Annotated in this window: 13 protein-coding genes; 12 read left to right on the forward strand and 1 reads right to left on the reverse strand. The window is 37.5% G+C overall.

The window, feature by feature from the left end; all coding sequences use genetic code 11:
* The first annotated feature begins 198 nt into the window (after positions 1-198).
* The 12 genes from B5X51_RS07345 to B5X51_RS07400 all read left to right on the forward strand — a co-directional run bounded on the left by B5X51_RS07345 (position 199) and on the right by B5X51_RS07400 (position 11,844).
* Entirely contained in the window at positions 199-1,098 is a 900-nt protein-coding gene (locus B5X51_RS07345; protein ID WP_079720438.1) for a helix-turn-helix transcriptional regulator, read from the forward strand.
* Positions 1,099-1,100: 2 nt separating this feature from the next.
* Positions 1,101-1,859 (forward strand): ThuA domain-containing protein, encoded by a 759-nt coding sequence (locus B5X51_RS07350; RefSeq protein ID WP_079720440.1) that lies wholly within the window; start codon positions 1,101-1,103, stop codon positions 1,857-1,859.
* A gap of 89 nt (positions 1,860-1,948) precedes the next feature.
* Positions 1,949-2,983, forward strand: coding sequence for a ferrochelatase (gene hemH / locus B5X51_RS07355; RefSeq protein ID WP_079720442.1), 1,035 nt, complete (start codon positions 1,949-1,951; stop codon positions 2,981-2,983).
* Positions 2,983-4,338 carry an MATE family efflux transporter gene (locus B5X51_RS07360; protein ID WP_079720444.1) on the forward strand — a complete coding sequence of 452 codons (1,356 nt, stop codon included), beginning with the start codon at positions 2,983-2,985 and terminating at the stop codon, positions 4,336-4,338. The genes hemH and B5X51_RS07360 overlap by 1 nt, the downstream gene beginning before the upstream one ends.
* Positions 4,339-4,421: 83 nt before the next feature.
* Positions 4,422-4,667, forward strand: coding sequence for an addiction module protein (locus B5X51_RS07365; RefSeq protein WP_176132737.1), 246 nt, complete (start codon positions 4,422-4,424; stop codon positions 4,665-4,667).
* On the forward strand, positions 4,630-4,941 hold the full coding sequence (locus B5X51_RS07370) for a type II toxin-antitoxin system RelE/ParE family toxin (protein ID WP_079720447.1): 312 nt from the start codon (positions 4,630-4,632) through the stop codon (positions 4,939-4,941). The genes B5X51_RS07365 and B5X51_RS07370 overlap by 38 nt, the downstream gene beginning before the upstream one ends.
* A gap of 6 nt (positions 4,942-4,947) precedes the next feature.
* Positions 4,948-5,496, forward strand: coding sequence for a CopD family protein (locus tag B5X51_RS07375; RefSeq protein WP_079720751.1), 549 nt, complete (start codon positions 4,948-4,950; stop codon positions 5,494-5,496).
* A 39-nt stretch (positions 5,497-5,535) separates the two neighbouring features.
* A complete protein-coding gene (locus B5X51_RS07380) occupies positions 5,536-6,990 on the forward strand; it encodes a sensor histidine kinase (protein WP_079720449.1) in 1,455 nt (484 codons plus the stop codon).
* A 27-nt stretch (positions 6,991-7,017) separates the two neighbouring features.
* A complete protein-coding gene (locus tag B5X51_RS07385) occupies positions 7,018-7,800 on the forward strand; it encodes an enoyl-CoA hydratase/isomerase family protein (protein WP_079720451.1) in 783 nt (260 codons plus the stop codon).
* A 37-nt stretch (positions 7,801-7,837) separates the two neighbouring features.
* Positions 7,838-9,652, forward strand: coding sequence for a Xaa-Pro dipeptidyl-peptidase (locus tag B5X51_RS07390; RefSeq protein WP_079720453.1), 1,815 nt, complete (start codon positions 7,838-7,840; stop codon positions 9,650-9,652).
* An 80-nt stretch (positions 9,653-9,732) separates the two neighbouring features.
* A complete protein-coding gene (locus tag B5X51_RS07395; RefSeq protein ID WP_079720455.1) occupies positions 9,733-10,809 on the forward strand; it encodes a PA0069 family radical SAM protein in 1,077 nt (358 codons plus the stop codon).
* A gap of 249 nt (positions 10,810-11,058) precedes the next feature.
* The gene (locus tag B5X51_RS07400) at positions 11,059-11,844 is read left to right on the forward strand and encodes an Fpg/Nei family DNA glycosylase (RefSeq protein ID WP_079720457.1); all 786 of its coding nucleotides are present in this window, start codon (positions 11,059-11,061) and stop codon (positions 11,842-11,844) included.
* 3 nt (positions 11,845-11,847) lie between these two features.
* On the opposite strand, the gene B5X51_RS07405 is transcribed toward B5X51_RS07400, so the two are convergent.
* Positions 11,848-12,501 carry an HD domain-containing protein gene (locus tag B5X51_RS07405; protein ID WP_079720459.1) on the reverse strand — a complete coding sequence of 218 codons (654 nt, stop codon included), beginning with the start codon at positions 12,499-12,501 and terminating at the stop codon, positions 11,848-11,850.
* Between the last annotated feature and the right edge of the window lie 8 nt (positions 12,502-12,509).

The raw sequence follows: 12,509 nt of genomic DNA on the forward strand, positions 1-12,509 counted from the left end.
CCTGTTTGGGGTATTCGGTTGCAAAATTAAGCTAATGTAAAATCAAAAAGTAACGCTCAAAGTACTTTTTGTATCGCTTTCAGTTATTTTCGGTTTTTTTACGCTTCCAAAAGTCGTATTTGCTTACATTTGTAGTAGTAATAGTAGGTTTGGGTGCAACAGTTTAGAATAATTCTAAATAGTATTAAAATTTAAAATATGGTTTTAGAAGATAAAAATAACGCTGAAGGATATACGGAGGGATTAAAAATTGAAGATGGTTTTTATCTTTTAAAATTTCAAAATGAAACTTCTGATAGTCAAAAAATTATTCGGGATATAGACAGTAGTTTTATACAGTTTCATTTTAATTTAAAAGGAAACTGCAAGTTCCTGTTTAATAATGGTAATTACGAGCTTCCGCTTAATGAAGAAAGTTCATTGTTATTATACAATCCGCAGCAGGATCTTCCACTTAATTTAGTACTAGAACCAAACTCCTGGTTAATTTCCCTGGTGATTTCTATCAAAAAATTCCATTCGCTGTTTTCGCAGGAAGCCGGGTATATTACTTTCTTAAGTGCAGATAATAAGGATAAAAAATATTATAAAGATGGTCCTATTTCGCCTTCTATGGCAATAGTTCTTAACCAGGTAATGAACTTTAATCTTACCCAGAGTATTAAAAATCTTTATTTTAAAGGGAAAGCTTATGAGTTATTGAGCTTATATTTTAATAGGACAGAAGATCCAGATGTAGAGCAATGTCCTTTTCTTAGTGACGAAGAAAATATTATTAAGATAAGAAAGGCCAAGGATATTGTGATCTCCAGAATGGCGGAGCCACCTTCTTTGCAGGAATTATCTGATGAAATTGGATTAAGTCTTAAAAAATTAAAAGAAGGTTTTAAGCAAATTTATGGCGACTCTGTTTACAGTTTTCTTTTTGATTATAAAATGGAATCTGCAAGAAAACTCCTGGATAGTGGCGATTATAATGTGAACGAAGTGGGCTTAAAGGTGGGCTACAGTACTTCCAGTCATTTTATTGCGGCTTTTAAAAAGAAATTTGGTACAACGCCAAAAAAATATATTATGTCTTTAAATCCAAACCTTTAAATATGCACAGGTTAGTACACTCATTTTTTATTGGTCTGTTTCTTATTTTTCAAAATACTGGATTCGCTCAGGAAATTGAAAATCAAGTCCAGGAAGAGAAAAATGAAGTATTGGTTTTTTATAAAACTGAAGGTTTTTGGCATAATTCTATCCCCGCTGGAAGAGCTCTTATTCTAGAACTTGGAGAAGATCACGAATTTGAAGTGACCGCCACTGAAGATGCAAATGATTTTAACGAGAATAATCTTACAAAATTTAATCTCGTAATTTTCCTAAGTACTACAGGAAATGTATTAAATGAAAAAGAGCAGGATGCTTTTGAAAGATATATAAAGAAAGGTGGTAATTTCTTCGGAATTCACGCCGCAGCCGATACCGAATATGAGTGGCCATGGTTTGGTGAATTAGTAGGAGGTTATTTTGCAGGACATCCAGAAATACAGCAAGCTGATATTTTTGTAAATATGCCAGAACATCCAACGGTTTCGCATCTGCCAAAGGTTTGGACCAGGACAGATGAGTGGTATAATTACAAAAACCTAAACCCTGAAAAGGAGGTTTTACTTTACCTTGATGAGAATTCTTATGAGGGAGGAACAAATGGGGAAGAGCATCCAATTGCCTGGATTAGAGAAACCGGCCATGGCGGAGTTTCTATTTATACCGGTTTGGGGCACACCATACAATCATATTTAGAACCTGATTTTAAAGAGCATATTTTGCAAAGTATCTTATATGCTTTAGACAAGGAAAAAAAATAAATCCTCTATTAAGGCATAAGAAAGTGTAATAATATTAACTTTTGTTGCATTTTTAATAAGCTTATTTTTGATATTGAAAAAGAAAAACTATGAGTAAAGGCGTACTATTGGTTAATTTGGGGTCTCCAAAAAGCACCGATCCTAAAGATGTAAAAAGTTACCTGGACGAATTCTTAATGGATGAGCGGGTTATAGATGTGCCATATTGGGCACGTACACTGCTAGTAAGAGGGATTGTCTTGAATACAAGGCCTAAAAAATCGGCTGCAGCTTATCAAAAGATCTGGTGGGACGAAGGCTCTCCACTTATTGTATTATCTGAACGTCTTCAGGAAAAAATGGATAAAAACACATCGGTGCCTATTGCTTTAGCGATGCGCTATGGAGAACCGAGTATAAAATCGGGGCTACAGGAATTGCACGATAAAGGCGTAGATGAGGTTTTGCTTTTTCCATTATACCCTCAATTCGCGATGGCTACAACAGAAACTATTCTTGTTTTAGCCGAAGAACTTAGAAAAGAACATTTTCCGAAAATGCAATTTACTACGGTGCCACCATTTTATAATCATTCAGATTATATTAGGGTTTTAGCTGAAAGTATTGCTGAAAAATTAAAAGGAAATGATTTTCAGCATTTATTATTTTCTTACCACGGGGTGCCAGAGCGACATATTAGAAAAAGCGATGTTACCAAGTCCCACTGTAAGATTGATGGAAGTTGTTGCCAAACGCCTTCGGCAGCACATCAATTTTGTTACCGCCACCAGTGTTATGAAACTACTCGCCTTGTAGCAGAATATCTTGAATTAAAAGAAAATTCATACAGTGTTTCCTTTCAATCTCGTTTAGGTTTTGATCCATGGTTGCAACCTTATACCGATAGAACCATAGAGCGTTTTGGAAAACAGGGAATGAAAAAACTGGCTATTGTTACCCCGGCTTTCGTTTCAGACTGTCTGGAAACCCTGGAAGAAATCGCTATGGAAGGCGAAGAGATATTTCACGAAGTGGGAGGTGAAGAATTTACCGTGGTTCCCTGTTTAAACGATAGGGATGATTGGGTTAAAGTGCTTTCTCGCTGGGTAGATGAATGGGCGCACCAAAAGCCTGTTGAAGCATAATGGCCTCGGCGAATTCCCAAAATCTTGGAAAAAAACCAATAGGTAAATTACTTGTACAGCAAGCGGCACCGGCTTCCATAGGAATTCTGGTAATGTCGCTGAATATATTAATCGATACCATTTTTGTAGGAAACTGGATAGGTTCTACCGCTATTGCAGCAATAAATGTAGTACTACCGGTTTCATTTTTTATTGCCGCCCTGGGAATGGCCATTGGTATTGGTGGCTCGTCTATAATTAGCCGGGCACTTGGCGGTGATGACCGTAAAAAAGCTCTAAAGACCTTCGGAAACCAGATTAGTTTAACGCTAATTCTCACCATTACATTAGTTATTATTGGGCTAATGTTCGTGGATTCCCTTATTCCTGCTTTTGGGGGAAAAGGCGATATTTTTGAACCGGCAAAAGTATATTATACCATAGTGCTTTACGGAGTACCATTTTTGGCGCTTTGTATGATGGGAAACACCGTGATTCGCGCCGAAGGAAAACCCAAATTCGCGATGATCGCCATGATAATTCCGTCTGTGGGGAATTTACTTTTGGACTATATTTTCATCAATCAAATGGGGCTTGGCATGTGGGGTGCAGCCTGGGCTACGACCGCTTCTTATCTTTTTTGCTTTGCCTATGTTTTCTGGTTTTTCGTCTCTAAAAACTCTGAACTTAAAATCAGTTTGCCAGATTTCGGACTTAATAAATCCATACTTTCTGAAATAGGATCGTTAGGTTTTGTCACCTTATCACGGCAAGCTGTAGTTAGTATTATTTATATGCTGATGAATAATATTTTATTTGATCTTGGAGGAGAAGATTCAGTAGCGATTTATGCCATTATTGGTAGAATGCTGATGTTTGCCCTTTTTCCCGTTTTGGGAGTTACCCAGGGTTTTTTACCTATAGCCGGCTTTAATTATGGTGCTCAAAAATACCAGCGAGTTAAAGAAAGTATCAATACTGCTATTTTGTATGCCTGCGGATTGGGCTTGTTAGTTTTTGGAGGAATCATGTTTTTTGCTGAAGAAATTGTTGAAATCTTTACTCAAAATCCAAAGATTATTGCTGAAACTCCAGATGCGATGCGCTGGGTTTTTGCCGCTACTCCTATTGTTGCGATTCAACTAATTGGTGCAGCATATTTCCAGGCGGTTGGAAAAGCAATTCCAGCTTTATTACTAACGCTGTCCCGGCAGGGATTCTTCTTTATTCCATTAGTTCTTATTTTACCCAATTATTACGGTGAAATTGGGGTTTGGATCTCTTTCCCAATCGCCGATTTACTTTCAACCTTACTCACAGGTTATTTTTTAAATAGGGAAATAAGGCTAAAAATGAAGCCCGGAACCTCCCAATAATTTTTCCGAAGAAAAATCATAAATCGCTACCTTTGTTAGAAAGCTGGAAGACCATGGATAAAAACGCTTTAAAAATAGAATTGATGCAAAAAATCATTGCTTGTGATGATGAGGATTTGCTTAAGGAAATGGAGATTTTTCTGCAAGAAGTGAAAGTTTCAGTTCACGAACCCAACGAAGCTTATAAGGTGGATGGCCAAAAAAGTTTACTTTCTAACGAACAACTTGAAGAAATAGAAAGGCGTTGGAAAGCTTACAAAAGCGGTGAGGAAAAAGCAATTCCCTGGGAAGATGCCAGAAAAGAAATTCAAGATAAATATGGGTTTTAGCCTTAAGATAAACTCTTCGGCTCAGCTTGACTTAAAAAGTGCGATCAATTGGTATGAATCTAAACAATTCGGTTTAGGTAAGCGTTTTTTTAATGATTTTGAAAATACATTAATCCGAATTCAATCTAATCCTTATATCTTTCGGCTTGAAAATAATTATAGAAATGCTCTTTTAGATATTTTTCCTTACCTGGTGATTTTTGACATAGACGATCAAGAAATAATAATCCTTGCTATTTTCAACACTCATCAAAACCCAACCAAAAAACCATAATTTGTGATAGAATATTACCAGTATATAAAAGCTTTACATCTTATTTTTGTGATCACCTGGTTTGCCGGGCTTTTTTATATTCCGCGCTTATTTATTTACCATATTGAAGCAACCCAAAAACCGGAACCGGAAAAGAGTATTTTGGCTTCCCAGCTAAAGTTAATGACCAGGAGACTTTGGTTTATCATTACCTGGCCCTCGGCTATTTTAGCCAGTTTGTTCGCTTTTTTACTCCTGCACCTTTCTCCGGGATGGCTTTCACAAGATTGGATGTTGGTGAAATTAGGCTTTGTAGCCTTGTTGTATGCCTATCATATTAAAACGCATCTCATTTTTAAAGAACTCCAAAATGATGTGGTAAAATGGACCTCAAACAAAATGCGTCTTTGGAATGAAGGCTCTACCTTAATACTCTTTTCGGTTATATTTTTAGTAATTGTAAGAGATGCTTTAAACTGGATTTACGGAGTTCTGGGAATTTTTCTTTTAGCCGCAATGTTAATGTTAGGTGTCAAAATATATAAGCGAATTAGAACAAGGAATCCCAATGCTTAATTGGTGTGATAATTGATTAAATTGAGCTAATTATTATTTATGAAGCTTTCAAAACTTTCTTTAAGTACCCGCATTTTTATCTCCATGATCTTATTGGTGTTGGGAGCTTCAATTTTAATCGTAGGCATTACAGTTTATCAATATAAGCATGAAGCCGAGAATTACCACCGTGAACGCCTGGAGAGAAAGGAACAAGCCATTAAGGAAAACATTAAGTTTATCCTGGCAAGTACCACCTTTCTGGTAAATACCGAGAATATAGATATCATTTTTAGGGAGCGCAATAAAATTCATGAAATGGCGCAGGTTCATGAGATGCAGATCAATATTTATGACCTTCAGGGGGAACTCTTAATAAAATCAGATCAATCATTTTTTAGAGATACCACAGATAATCAGTTAGATGCGCATATTTTACGAAAATTAGAACTATCGGAAAGCAAAAGGTATATTGAAAAAAATGAGATTAATGGTCAAAAATTTCAGTCTTCCTATTCTTACATTGTAGATGGTAAATTTAAGCCGCTTGCTATTATTTACCTTCCTTATGTACAGGATGATACGGTTTTAAACCGGGATTTGAATAACTTTCTCTTAAGAATGGGGGAAGTGTATTTGTTTATGTTGGTACTGGCGATAATCCTATCTTATTTTCTTTCAAAATATATAACCAAATCCCTCAAGATCATTTCAGATAAAATCACAGAAACCAGGCTGGATAAGCGTAACCAGAAAATAGATATTACCAATGCTTCCGAAGAGATTTATACCCTTGTTGCAGCTTATAATAGTATGATAGATGAGTTGGAAGAAAGTGCGGTGAAACTGGCTGCCAGTGAGCGGGAACAAGCCTGGCGCGAAATGGCGAAACAGGTGGCTCATGAAATTAAAAATCCGTTAACTCCAATGCGTTTAAGCGTACAGAGTTTTGAGCGTAATTTTGATAGAAACGATCCTAAAATTGAGGCAAAAGTAGCTGAATATTCTACCACGCTCATCAACCAAATAGATACTATGAGTTCTATTGCAGAAGCCTTTTCAAATTTCGCGAAAATGCCTGCTCAACAAAATGAGATGCTAAACGTGCCCAAAATAGTAAAATTGGCTCTGGATATTTTCAATGAAAATTATATTCAGTTTACCAGTGAAAAAGAAGAGATTCTAGCCAAATTTGACCGAACTCAACTTATTAGAGTAATTACCAATTTGGTGAAAAACGCCATACAGGCTATGGAAGGCCAGAAGAACCCTCGTATTATGGTAAGTATACACGAAGAGGAATCAAATGTATGTGTGATTATTTCAGATAATGGAACAGGAATTTCCGAAGAAAATATAGAGAAGGTATTTGAGCCTAAATTTACTACCAAAAGCAGCGGAATGGGGCTTGGCTTGGCTATGGTAAAGAATATTGTGGAAACTTATAATGGAAGTATTACCTTTAGCTCTAAGCACGGAAAAGGCACCACTTTTAGAGTGCGTTTTCCAAAATAAATAAGAAACGAACCAAAAATTTTAAATATGGAATTCGAAAATATCTTAACCGAGAATAATGACGGAATTTTACAAATAATTATTAACCGTCCAAAAAAATTAAATGCACTAAACAGGGATACTATTCAGGAACTTCATGATGCTTTTTCAGAAGCAAAGGAAGATCAGGAAGTGAAAGTGGTGATCTTAACAGGAACAGGAGAAAAGGCATTTGTGGCCGGAGCAGATATTAGCGAATTCTCTGATTTTTCTGTAGAAGAAGGTAGGGAGCTCGCAGCCAATGGCCAGGCGAAATTATTCGATTTTGTAGCGAACTTTCCTAAACCGGTTATTGCTGCGGTAAATGGGTTTGCTCTAGGCGGCGGACTCGAATTGGCAATGGCCGCTCATTTTAGAGTAGCAAGCGATAATGCAAAAATGGGACTTCCCGAAACTTCACTTGGTCTAATTCCCGGTTATGGGGGTACGCAGCGACTTCCGCAACTTGTTGGAAAAGGTCGCGCTATGGAAATGATCATGACTGCGGGCATGATAGATGCTAAACAGGCGCTTCAATACAATCTTGTGAATCACGTTTGTGAGCAGGAAGAACTGATAGAATTTACCGAGAAAATTGCTCAAAAGATTATGAAAAATTCTTTAGTAGCTATGAGCGCAGCAATTAGAGCGATTAATGCTAATTACGAAGATGGCGTTAATGGTTTTGAAATTGAAATCAGTGAATTTGGAAGTTCTTTTGGAACCCAAGATTTCGAAGAAGGAACTTCTGCTTTTCTAAATAAGCGTAAAGCCGATTTTCCTGGGAAATAAATAATTCAGATCAAAATTTGCTCTTAAAAATTTTTATATGAAAAAACTCTTATTATTAATATTCTTTGGTGCTTTTAGCTTAGGTGCCCAGGAGCAAGCGAAACCTGTTTTTGAGAATGGGGAAGCACAAATTGTTCCTGAATTTAATATCCCCGAAGATTGGATTCGTGAAGATCTATGGGTAGAAACCAATTTTGATACCGATGGTGATGAATTGCCAGACAGGATGCATGTGGCGGTAACCAGGCCAAAACAAACCGAAACCGAAGGTTTAAAGCTTCCTGTAGTTTATGAGTCCAGCCCATATTTTGCGGGCGTAGCTCCCAATGTGGAAGGTGCTTTTTATGATGTGTACCATGAGCTTGGAGAAAAGGGGGAAGAAATTGTTCACCCTTCTGTAACAAGAGTTGGAGAACGGCCAATCATTTCCAATTCGCAAATAAATACCTGGGTGCCTCGTGGATATATTGTAGTACATTCTTCATCGCCGGGAACAGGGCTTTCGCAAGGCTCACCAACCGTTGGGGGAGATAACGAATCTCTTGCGCCAAAGGCAGTGATAGATTGGCTTAATGGTCGCGCCAAAGGATATAAAACCCCTTATGGTGACGAAGAAGTTGAAGCTTACTGGACCACCGGAAAGGTGGGGATGACGGGAACTTCCTACAACGGAACGATTCCTCTGGCAGCTGCCACAACAGGGGTAGAAGGTTTGGAAGCCATTATTCCTGTCGCGCCAAATACTTCCTATTATCATTATTACCGTTCCAACGGATTGGTACGTTCGCCGGGCGGTTATTTAGGCGAAGATGTAGATGTGCTCTATAATTTTATTCACAGTGGAGATGAATCGAAACGCGCTTATGCCGATTCAGTTTATCGCGATACCGAAATTAAGGATGGCATTGATCGTATAACCGGTGATTATAACGAGTTTTGGGCCGGTCGTGATTATTTAAATGAAATGGAACCCATGAAGGCCGCATTATTAATGTCGCACGGTTTTAACGATTGGAATGTAATGCCAGAACATAGTTACCGTATTTACAAAGCTGCGGAAGAAAAAGGCCTGCCGGTTAAAATCTATTACCACCAATATGGGCACGGTGGTCCGCCCCCGGTTTCGATGATGAATAAGTGGTTTACCAAATATCTGTTTGGGGTAGATAATAACGTAGAGAAAGGTCCTAAAGCTTATATTGTTCGGGAAGATGACGATCCCCAAAACCCAACGGCTTATGCAAATTATCCAAATCCGGATGCTGTAAATGTTACATTATATTTGCAAAACGATGGATTAAAAAAAGGAAAGCTAAGCACTAAAAAATTAAAAAATCAAGGGAAACAAACTTTGATCGATGATCATAATTTCTCTGCAGATTCTCTGGCGCAACTTGAAAACTCTAAACATCGTTTATTATTTACAACACCTGTTTTAAAGGAAGATGTGCATCTTTCGGGGCTATCAACTATAAAGATTAAGTTGGCCAGTAGTAAGCCGGCAGCAAATCTTTCGGTTTGGATGGTTTCCCTGCCCTGGAATTCAGGTGAAAATACCAAAATAACCGATAATATTATTACCAGGGGTTGGGCAGATCCGCAGAATTATAAATCGCTAACCGAAAGTAAAGCTTTAGAACCGGGTAAGTTTTATGAACTGTCTTTTGACCTTAATCCCGATGATCAGGTAATTCCTGCCGGACAGCAAATTGGATTGATGATCTTTTCCAGCGATAATAAATTTACACTACTACCAGAACCAGGCACCGAACTCACTATAGATCTCGATGAAACCCATATAGAAATTCCTGTGGTGGGCGGAATGCCGGCCCTACAAGAAGCCATGAATTAAACAGGAATAAATCCTAAAAAAGGGAATAATTCCAATAATTAAAAAAACTTTGAGATGGCAATACATCTCAAAGTTTTTTTATGTCCAAAATTGAAAACTATATAAAAGGGCGGGGTGCCCAAAAAAATGTGTCTAACCAATTTGATGCCCACAATCACGAGTTTAGAGATGATTTTCTAAATCATTGTGCTACTGAAGGGGATGAGGTTCAAAACTCCAAAACTGTTTTAATAGATACTTTTCCGAAAAGTATTGTGAATAAAGTAACCAGCCCGGATGTGGGAATGGGTTTTTCTTTAAACCCTTACCAGGGTTGTGAACATGGTTGTGTTTATTGCTATGCTAGGAATTCTCACGAATACTGGGGCTTTAGTGCCGGGCTGGATTTTGAACAAAAAATTCTTGTAAAAAAAAATGCGGTTTCATTACTTGAAAAGAAAATCAGCGGAAAAAAATGGGAAGCTACGCCTATTGTACTTTCAGGGAATACCGATTGTTATCAGCCTATTGAGAAGAAACTGAAAATTACCCGCCAACTACTGGAAACTTTTCTAAAGTATAAACATCCGGTAGGGATTATTACGAAGAATGCTCTGGTGCAAAGGGATATGGATGTTTTACGAGAGCTGGCGGCAGATAATTTAGTGCATGTAAACCTCTCGGTCACTTCGCTGGAAGAAAATACCCGTAGGATTTTGGAGCCAAGAACTGCAAGTATTAAAAAACGTCTCGAAACCATAGAAAAACTAGCTACAGCTAATATTCCTGTTAGTGTTATGATGGCGCCTATAATTCCTGCTATCAACTCCCACGAAATTATGCCTTTGGTCAAAGAGGTTTCGGAAAGGGGCGCATTGGGAGTGGGCTACACTATTGTGCGTTTAAACGGTTCCATTGGAGCAATTTTTACCGATTGGATTAAAAAAACAATGCCCGATAGAGCCGATAAAGTTTTAAATCAAATTGAAAGTGTACACGGCGGAAGTTTAAACGATAGTAGGTTTGGAACAAGAATGAAAGGGGAAGGCGAGTTTGCCGATCAGGTAAAGCAGCAATTTAAAATAGCGAGAGCTAAATATTTAAATGGAAGAGAAAGGCCACCACTAAATTGCGATTTACACGAAGAATTCAAGGATGGGCAGATGAAGTTATTTTGAGAAACTACCGTCGCACTGAACTCGGTTCAGACTTTATCCGGAATCTTATTCGGGAATCTAAGGTGAAAAGAAACAACGTTTAAATTGGATGCCTTTTACCTTAAATTTTATGATGAATTTATAAGTTTAAAGCTGAAATCATTAATATTTTAGAGAACAGAGAACAGAGAACAGAGAACAGAGAACAGAGAACAGAGAACAGAGAACAGAGAACAGAGAACAGAGAACAGAGAACAGAGAACAGAGAATATGCCAGAACTACCAGAAGTTGCTTACCAGAAAAAATATGCCGATGCTACTATTTTGCATAAGAAGATCGTAAAAGTAGAAACCGGCGATAAAAAAATATACCAGTCTGATAAAAAGGACTTTGAAAAAGTGCTTCAAAACAATCAATTTACTGGTAGCGAGCGTTTGGGCAAATATTTGTTCCTTAATTTGGAAAAGAACAGATGTTTGGTGGTGCATTTTGGAATGACCGGTAAGCTGGAATATTATCAACACGATGAGGTGCCAAAATATGCGCAACTCACGCTAACTTTTGAAGATTATTCCAGGGTTTCTTTTACCTGTCCCCGGAAATTTGGAAAACTTTATTTAGCTGATAGTCTTACGGAATTTCAAAAAGAGAATAATTTAGGAATCGATGCTCTTGCCCTTGGAAAACCAGAGTTTTTCGAAATTTTGGATGGTAAAACCGGAACCATAAAAGGCTTGCTTATGAACCAAAAACTCATCGCAGGAATTGGAAATTTGTATGCCGATGAGGTGCTTTTCCAGGCTAAAATTCATCCAACAACCAAAATTGATAAACTTTCAGAAAAAGAGAAGCAAGAGATTTTTAAAGAGATTGAAAAAGTTTTAGAAGTGGTTAAAGAAGCCAGGGTGGAAGGGAAGAAGCTTCCAGATACTTATTTAACTTCAGTGCGTAAAAAAGGCGAAGATTGCCCGAGAAATAATGGTAAAATTGAACAAATTAAAGTTTCAGGGAGAACCACTTATTTTTGTCCTACTTGTCAAAAGGAGAAATCTTAGAATTTAAACTTTTCCGTTCCATTCTTCATAAAATTGCTCCAGGTATAGTTCCATGAAGTCGTGGCGTTTTTGTGCTATTTCCTGCCCTGTTTTAGTATTCATTCGCTCTTTTAGCAAAAGCAACTTTTCGTAAAAATGATTAATGGTTGGCGCAGCAGAAGCTTTATATTCTTCCTTGCTCATATTAAGTTTTGGTTTAATTTCGGGATTATAAAGCGCACGTTCTTTAAATCCGCCGTAATTAAAAGTTCTTGCAATACCAATAGCTCCCAGGGCATCTAACCTATCGGCATCCTGAACAATTTCTAATTCTATAGAATTAAATTCTTGCTGAACATTTCCTCCTTTAAAAGAAACGTTTTCGATTATTTTTACCACGTGATCTATAGCTTCAGCGTCAACCTGTTGTTTCTGAAGAAATGTAGAAGCCATTTTGGGGCCAACAGTCTCATCTCCATTATGAAATTTTGAATCGGCAATATCGTGAAGTAATGCCCCCAATTCTACAATAAAAAGATCAGCATTTTCATTTTTTGCAATCAATTTTGCATTGTTCCAAACCCGCTGAATATGAAACCAATCGTGACCGCCTTCAGCGTTTTTAAGGGTTTCCTTTACGAAGGCTTCGGTGTTTTTTAAAATTTCAGGTTTATTCATATTTAAAA

The sequence above is a fragment of the Salegentibacter holothuriorum genome, from assembly GCF_900168045.1.
Lineage (GTDB): Bacteria > Bacteroidota > Bacteroidia > Flavobacteriales > Flavobacteriaceae > Salegentibacter > Salegentibacter holothuriorum.

Excerpts from the sequence above, each read along its gene's own strand:
- B5X51_RS07345 (WP_079720438.1), top strand. The coding sequence starts at position 199 with ATGGTTTTAGAAGATAAAAATAACGCTGAAGGATATACGGAGGGATTA.
- B5X51_RS07350 (WP_079720440.1), top strand. The coding sequence starts at position 1,101 with ATGCACAGGTTAGTACACTCATTTTTTATTGGTCTGTTTCTTATTTTT.
- hemH (WP_079720442.1), top strand. The coding sequence starts at position 1,949 with ATGAGTAAAGGCGTACTATTGGTTAATTTGGGGTCTCCAAAAAGCACC.
- B5X51_RS07360 (WP_079720444.1), top strand. The coding sequence starts at position 2,983 with ATGGCCTCGGCGAATTCCCAAAATCTTGGAAAAAAACCAATAGGTAAA.
- B5X51_RS07365 (WP_176132737.1), top strand. The coding sequence starts at position 4,422 with ATGCAAAAAATCATTGCTTGTGATGATGAGGATTTGCTTAAGGAAATG.
- B5X51_RS07370 (WP_079720447.1), top strand. The coding sequence starts at position 4,630 with ATGCCAGAAAAGAAATTCAAGATAAATATGGGTTTTAGCCTTAAGATA.
- B5X51_RS07380 (WP_079720449.1), top strand. The coding sequence starts at position 5,536 with ATGAAGCTTTCAAAACTTTCTTTAAGTACCCGCATTTTTATCTCCATG.
- B5X51_RS07385 (WP_079720451.1), top strand. The coding sequence starts at position 7,018 with ATGGAATTCGAAAATATCTTAACCGAGAATAATGACGGAATTTTACAA.
- B5X51_RS07390 (WP_079720453.1), top strand. The coding sequence starts at position 7,838 with ATGAAAAAACTCTTATTATTAATATTCTTTGGTGCTTTTAGCTTAGGT.
- B5X51_RS07395 (WP_079720455.1), top strand. The coding sequence starts at position 9,733 with ATGTCCAAAATTGAAAACTATATAAAAGGGCGGGGTGCCCAAAAAAAT.
- B5X51_RS07400 (WP_079720457.1), top strand. The coding sequence starts at position 11,059 with ATGCCAGAACTACCAGAAGTTGCTTACCAGAAAAAATATGCCGATGCT.
- B5X51_RS07405 (WP_079720459.1), bottom strand. The coding sequence starts at position 12,501 with ATGAATAAACCTGAAATTTTAAAAAACACCGAAGCCTTCGTAAAGGAA.